6 protein-coding genes are annotated in these 7,053 nt (G+C 41.2%); 4 read left to right on the plus strand and 2 right to left on the minus strand.

Features of this window, described 5'->3' with window-relative positions; genetic code table 11:
* Positions 1–2 precede the first annotated feature (2 nt).
* Positions 3–692, minus strand: a complete 690-nt coding sequence (locus tag KDU71_RS21695; protein WP_212193225.1) for a DUF6048 family protein — start codon at positions 690–692, stop codon at positions 3–5.
* Positions 667–1,164 (minus strand): DUF6452 family protein, encoded by a 498-nt coding sequence (locus tag KDU71_RS21700; protein WP_212193226.1) that lies wholly within the window; start codon positions 1,162–1,164, stop codon positions 667–669. The genes KDU71_RS21695 and KDU71_RS21700 overlap by 26 nt, the downstream gene beginning before the upstream one ends.
* Positions 1,165–1,399: 235 nt before the next feature.
* Between KDU71_RS21700 and KDU71_RS21705 the strand changes: the two genes are divergently transcribed.
* The 4 genes from KDU71_RS21705 to KDU71_RS21720 all read left to right on the plus strand — a co-directional run bounded on the left by KDU71_RS21705 (position 1,400) and on the right by KDU71_RS21720 (position 6,943).
* The gene (locus KDU71_RS21705) at positions 1,400–2,731 is read left to right on the plus strand and encodes a M16 family metallopeptidase (protein WP_212193227.1); all 1,332 of its coding nucleotides are present in this window, start codon (positions 1,400–1,402) and stop codon (positions 2,729–2,731) included.
* Positions 2,732–2,805: 74 nt separating this feature from the next.
* Complete coding sequence (locus KDU71_RS21710; protein ID WP_212193228.1) at positions 2,806–4,863, plus strand: insulinase family protein; 2,058 nt, start codon at positions 2,806–2,808, stop codon at positions 4,861–4,863.
* A 159-nt stretch (positions 4,864–5,022) separates the two neighbouring features.
* Positions 5,023–6,186 carry a DUF362 domain-containing protein gene (locus KDU71_RS21715; RefSeq protein WP_212193229.1) on the plus strand — a complete coding sequence of 388 codons (1,164 nt, stop codon included), beginning with the start codon at positions 5,023–5,025 and terminating at the stop codon, positions 6,184–6,186.
* Positions 6,187–6,196: 10 nt separating this feature from the next.
* Complete coding sequence (locus tag KDU71_RS21720; RefSeq protein WP_212193230.1) at positions 6,197–6,943, plus strand: DUF6599 family protein; 747 nt, start codon at positions 6,197–6,199, stop codon at positions 6,941–6,943.
* Positions 6,944–7,053: the final 110 nt, after the last annotated feature.

A 7,053-nucleotide genomic window follows, 5' to 3' on the forward strand; every position in this document is an offset into this window, starting at 1 on the left:
ATTTATTTTTTCCGGAATGGAATATGATATTCAAGTGAATAAGTAAATCCCATATTGGTAGAGCGATCACGACGACCAAATCCAGGTATTGAATAGGGCTCCAACTCATTATTAACACCAACGTTAATAATGGTCCTGAAACGAACACTCCAACCCATGTAAAAATTCTTCAGTACTTCAGAGCGCAAGCCAAATACAAATTCGGCCCAATGTGATCCCACTGTGGACGCTCCTATAGATTGTGACACATCTCCCCAATAATCTTCACTTATGGTATAACGCGGACAGCTGTGTTCCTGCACCGCCGCACCGTATCTTAGCCCCAGAAGGATATTGTCATTATTGCCAATTTCTTCAACCCGAAACAGGTTATAGTCAATACCGGCACGTATAAAGCTTCCATCTGAAGTATATTTCATTTGTTTATTATCCAGATCAACATTTTCGTAACCCACTTCAGCTGCCAGTTGCCACTTACCGTTTATAGTATAGCGCGCATTAACTTCAACACCAAATCGTTCGTTAGCGAACAGGTGCGTAATAAAAGGAGCTAAATCTATCCCCACTGCCAGTCCTGGATTACCTTTGTTGACTTTCTTTTCTTCATCCCCGTCAAGCTTTATGTCAGTTTTTTGCGCTAACATCCCGGTACTTAACAGCAATACGCTAAGGCTCAATAAATATTTTAACATTTTCAAGGTTTTCGTTGTACAACACTGATGGGTAATCCACTACAATAGAATCAATAATATTAATCGTGTGAATCACTGTATCAATATGAAGATTGTAGGTAAAACCACAATCTCCAGACACATAGTTCAACTCACGTGTGTATACGAACATGATCGTATCAACTATATCACTAGCAATTGTCTGTTCCCTGAACACAAAACTGGTGGTGTCGCGTTCAATATTGGTTGGCATGTACATCTTTTGAACTCGGGCACTGTCAATTAACAATGGCAAGTTGACATCATTAATTTCATCATATCCCCATAGGTAAACCCCATTAAGGGTCGTATCTTTCGCTTCACCTGATGCACCAGAGTACAAACCAGCCTGTATGGCGTTTTGTCCAGAGAGGCAAAGACTGGATTCGTCACAGGCCACCAATAATAGTATTGTAGCAGCCAAAAAAACGTGACCAAATGGTTTTATCTTCATCTATTAAGCTTTGATACAAAAATAGTATGTCCAAATAAGAATGAAAGTACTGATGGAAAAAAACTCACTTTTTTAACAAGTGCCCACTGTGTACGATTTCGTACACCTTATTGTTCATAAATGCACACATGCTGAATATAATATATGACCTTATAACTCTACATATCTTATACTTATAAATTTCGGCCTGCTTATTGTTCGTTGCCGAACATTAACTTAAACATGAAGTTTGAATATGAAGAACCGTTTTTTATTACTGGCTTTTTCACTTTTTTTAGCCGGCATTGGCGCAGTTAGTGCCCAATCAAATAAAATTAGCTTCGAAGAATATGACCTTGACAATGGCCTGCATGTCATTCTGCATCAGGACAAGTCCACTCCAATAGTTACCGTATCGGTAATGTACCATGTTGGTTCAAAGAATGAAAACCCTGAGCGTACCGGATTCGCACACTTCTTTGAACATTTAATGTTTGAAGGCACCCAAAACATTCCAAGAGGCGAATACTCTAATTTTGTAGAACGTGCCGGTGGGACACTCAACGCCAACACATCAAACGATCGCACCTATTACTATGAAATTTTGCCTTCGAACCAGTTAGAACTTGGCTTATGGTTGGAGTCCGAAAGAATGTTACATGCAAAAGTGGATTCAATTGGCATCCAAACTCAAAAGAAGGTAGTTATTGAGGAAAAAAAGCAGACAGTTGACAGCCGTCCTTATGGCACCCTGTTTCAGGAAACCATGAAAAGAGCTTTTAAAGTACACCCTTACCGCTGGACAGTTATTGGCGATCCTGATCACATCCGTGCAGCCAAAGACGAAGAATTTCAACAGTTCTACAAGGAATTTTATGTACCTAACAATGCTGCATTGGTTATTGCTGGCGACATTGAAATTGAATCAGCAAAAGAACTAATTAACAAGTACTTTGCAGAGATTCCTAAAGGCAATAAGGATATTTACCGTCCAACCATGGTAGAGCCGGACCTGGGAGGCGAAGTGCGCGACACCATTTTTGACAACATCCAGCTTCCTTTAATTGTACAAGCCTACCGCACGCCTGCCATGGGTACTGATGATTACTATGCATTAGATATGCTGTCTACCCTGTTATCTGGCGGACAAAGCTCACGCTTGTATAAATCGTTAGTAGATGAGCAGCAAAAGGCACTTGAAGCAGGTTCATTCGCCATGCCATTTCAGGATCCAAGTGTAGCGTTGGCCTACGCCTTACCAAATATGGGTGTTGATTGCGCTGACCTGGAAGCTGCCATCGATGTAGAAGTTTCAAAAGTACGTGAGGAGCTTATTTCAGAAAAAGAGTTTCAGAAACTACGCAACCAGTTTGAAAATTCGTTTGTAAAATCTAATGTGAAACTGGCCAGCAGAGCAGAAAATCTGGCAACTAACTATGTGTATTTCGACAATACCAATCTGATAAACACAGAGTTGGATAAGTATATGGCAGTTACCCGCGAAGATATTAAGCGTGTGGCTAATAAATACCTGGTGGAAGATAATCGTGTAGTATTGTACTACCTGCCTAAGTCACAACAAAACTAATCACCATTAAGAGATCGATTACTGATTAAAAAAGAATATACCATTCGGCCTGAATGGATTTAAAAATGAACAGAATGAAAAAATCAGTTATATTTATATTGGCACTGCTAGTAGCTTTTAACATAAATGCTCAATTAGACAGAAGTACGCCTCCTAAACCAGGACCTGCTCCAAAGGTAAATATTGGAAAGGCCCAAACATTTGAATTAAAGAATGGCTTAAAAGTATTTGTGGTAGAAAATGACAAAGTACCTGTTGTTTCTTATACCCTTTCACTGGATATTGACCCAATTGTTGAAGGTGAAAAGGCTGGCTACTCAAGCATTGCCGGCGACCTGATGGGTTCGGGTACAAGCACGCGTAGTAAGGCCCAAATTGACGAAGCCGTTGATTTTATTGGTGCAACCCTCAACACCAGCTCCAAGGGAATGTATGCTTCTTCATTGAAGAAACACTCCGATGAACTTTTAAACCTAATGACCGACGTTTTATACAATCCTTCTTTTCCTGCCGAAGAACTTGAGAAAGCCCAGAAGCAAATGCTAACAGGCCTTAAATCTCAAAAAGATGACCCTAAAGCCATTGCCTCCAACATTAAGAGTGTTTTACGTTTTGGTAAAGACCACCCTTATGGAGAAATACTTACCGAAGCTTCAGTTGAAGCTATTACGGTTGATGATTTAAAATCATATTACAACACCTACTTCCGACCAAATGTAGCCTACCTGGTTATTGTTGGTGACATTTCAGTGAAAGAAGCCAAAAAGCAAGCTAAAAAATACTTTGCTCAGTGGGAGTCAAAAGAGGTACCAACGTACAAGTATGAATTCCCTGCAGGTTTTGAAACACCTAAGGTAGTGGTAGCCAACAAAGACGGTTCAACCCAATCAACCATTTCACTATCATACAATGTAGATCTTAAGCCCGGGCATCCTGACGCTATTAAGGCACGCGTAATGAACAGTATTTTAGGTGGAGGCTCATTTAGTGCCAGATTATTCCAAAACCTGAGAGAAGATAAGGCCTTTACTTATGGTGCTTACTCATCACTTAGTTCAGATGAATTGGTTGGAACTTTCAATGCTGGCGCTAATGTACGTACAAGCGTTACCGATAGTGCTTTTACTGAAATCATCTATGAAATGGAGCGTATGCGCACTGAGTTGGTTGAAGAAGCAAACCTTCAATTGGTGAAAAATTCATTGACCGGTAGTTTCTCACGTTCGTTGGAGGACCCTGCTACAGTGGCCCGTTTCGCACTTAACATTGAAAAATACAACCTGCCTGCAGATTATTACGAGACTTACCTTGAAAAGCTGAATGCCGTAAGCACTGCCGACATTAAAGCTATGGCTGAAAAATACCTGACACCAGACAATGCATTGATATTAGCCGTTGGCGATGTACCAAACATGCGAGCCAGCTTAAAGAAATTTGCTAAGGACGGTAAAGTAGAGATGTATGATTTCTATGGCAATATGGTTAAAGCCATGCCTTTGCCAGCTGACCTTACTGCTGAAAAAGTGATTAACAAGTACATTAAAGCTATTGGAGGCACTGAGGCCATTGCGGCTGTTGACAACTACATTTTGGAAGGAACAATGAATGTACAAGGCATGCCATTAAGCATGAAGATGTATAGCCGTCGTCCTAACCACCAGTGCGTGGAAACTTACATGCAGGGCAACCTGGTGTCAAAACAAGTGTTTAACGGTGAAGCCGGCAAAGTAGTAAGCCCAATGGGCGAACAGAAGATTGAAGGCGAAATGCTTGAAAATATGAAAGCCGAATCAGTTATGTTTCCTGAAACACAATATGCTGAATTGGGATATCAATTAGAGTTGCTGGGCGCTGATAATGTAGATGGACAAGATGTTGTAAAGTTAAAAGTAATAAGTCCTTCTGGTAAAGAGCAAACGGTATTTTACAGCCGGAACACCGGCCTGAAAGTAAAGGAAGTGAGCACAAGCCCTCAAGGTACCATGGCCAGCACATACACCGAGTATGCCGAGGTGAATGGCATTAAATTTCCTAAAAAAATGAGCCAGGCGGTTGGTCCTCAATCATTCGACATCACGTTTGAAAGTATTAAAGTTAACGAAGACATCGACGCAAGTAAATTCGATATCTAATACATTGGCATGGAACAGATATCGGAGCAATCATAGTTTTTTAGATCTGATTTATTATTTCGGACAAAGTTAGATTGATAGTTTGAAGATTGCTAGTAGGAAGGCGGCCAATGGGCTGCCTTCTTTTTTTCAGAACAATTACCCTTTAATTCAAAATCCATGAGTCAATCAAAAGTAAATCGCCGTTCCTTTTTTAAGCTGGCAACTGCCGTTGGCGCAGGGGCTATTGTTAATCAGCCACAATCTATTTTAGCTGCACCTCCACAAGAGCAGCAACCTGCCAAACCAGTCACCAACATCGCCGATGCCTTAAAGCATCCACGCAATGAACGCTCCCTGCCTGGCAAATACCCCGGCAAAGTGGTTAAAGTGATGAATAAAGCCTCGGTTGTGGATAACCAACCACAGGAAGACATTGCCAATGAAATGATAAAAAAAGCAATGCTTCAACTGACCAATGAAGAAAATATCAAGAAAGCCTGGCAACAGTTCGTTTCGGACGATGAAATTATTGGCCTTAAGGTCAATCCGGTCGCCGGAAAGCTCCTGTCAACAAGCCATGCGGTGGTTCAGTCCATCGTGAAGCAACTGGAGAGTGCTGGCATTCCTCGTAAAAACATTGTGATTTGGGATCGTCGACTGATGCAGCTGCACGAAACCGGTTTCACGGAAGAGAACTATCCGGGCATTACGATTACCGGAACCGAGCAACAAGATGCCGAGGGTGGTTTTTACGACAAAGACGGGAAGCTTTACGGCGAAAAAATGATTGACAAAGAATGGTTTTACTATGCCGATGTCGAAGGCGAATACGATGAGTACACCATGCCTTATATGGTCAATGGTGGCAAGCATTCGTACTTTACAAAGATTTGTACCCAACAGGTAGATAAGATCATCAATGTGCCTATTCTGAAAAATGCGGGCCCAACTGTAACCCTGTGTCTTAAAAACCTGGCCTACGGTTCGATAAGTAATACTGGAAGATTACATAAACAACTTTGGTCAGATACCTGCGCCGAAGTTTGTGCCTTCCCACCTATTCGTGATAAAGTAGTGCTTAACATCGTCGATGGGCTGAAAGGCTGCTTTAATGGTGGTCCGGCTGCCAATCCGCAATTCATTTGCAACTATTACACCATTATGGCCGGAACCGATCCGGTAGCCATCGATCGCATTGGGCATGATATCATTGTAAAAAAGCGCATTGCCGAAGGCATTCAGGAAAAAGACGATCCCAAGCGCTTAAAGTTTATGGAAATGGCCGAGGAGCTACAACTAGGTGTTGCCGACATCAATAAAATAACACTTGAAGAAGTCTAAACCTTAATCTATGACCCGATTATTCATCATTGCATCATTCATTATTTCAGCCACATTCTGTCACGCTCAAATAAAGGTTACCTTTGAACAAACATACGATGCAGGTGCGCTTTATGGCTACATGAACGGAGGCTCTGAGCTCTACAAAGAATACCAGTTTCAGAAACTAACAGTTCAGGAGCTGGAAGTTGATGGACAGGAACTGAAGTTTGAATGTTTCGAAATGGCATCACCAAGCCTGGCCTTTGGTATCTTTTCAGTTAATGTGTATCAATGTCATTCAGCAGAAAACAACCTGCTTCCACATTTGTGCGCAACTGATTACCAGCTGCAGGCCGTTTATGGAAACAGGTATCTTTCCATCATTAACAATACGGGAAGCAGTGATGCACAAAAAGCGGCAGAAAAGGTTTTGCACAGCTTTATGGAAAATACGCCGGAAAATCATGATCCGCTTCTTCCCAAATACATCACACAGTTAAATCCTGATAATATAATGTATATGAATGGCATGTTGGCGATGGAAAACAGAGCTGCGCAATGGACTGGCCTTTATCAACAACTTGAGCTAAACAGCTGCTACATCTTAAAGTGGAAAACTTCCAAAGTCTCGGTTATGGTGTTTCAGGCTGATAAAAAATCAATAAGTGACTTAGCGGACGAAAACTACCTGGTGAAACAAAAGAAAGGCGCTGCTTATGTAGCTCCTAAAGGCTATGATGATGCTTTTATCAATCAGTTATTTAAGACGCTTTAATAAGATTACAAGCAGATAAAGAGGGTGTCCAAAATTGAGACATCCTCTTTTTTGTGTTTTAAAATAGATTTGCTTTTGCATTATTGCTATGCTGCTATGAAGTTGTGCAC

It is taken from the genome of Carboxylicivirga sediminis, assembly GCF_018156225.1.
In the GTDB taxonomy this organism is placed as follows: domain Bacteria; phylum Bacteroidota; class Bacteroidia; order Bacteroidales; family Marinilabiliaceae; genus Carboxylicivirga; species Carboxylicivirga sediminis.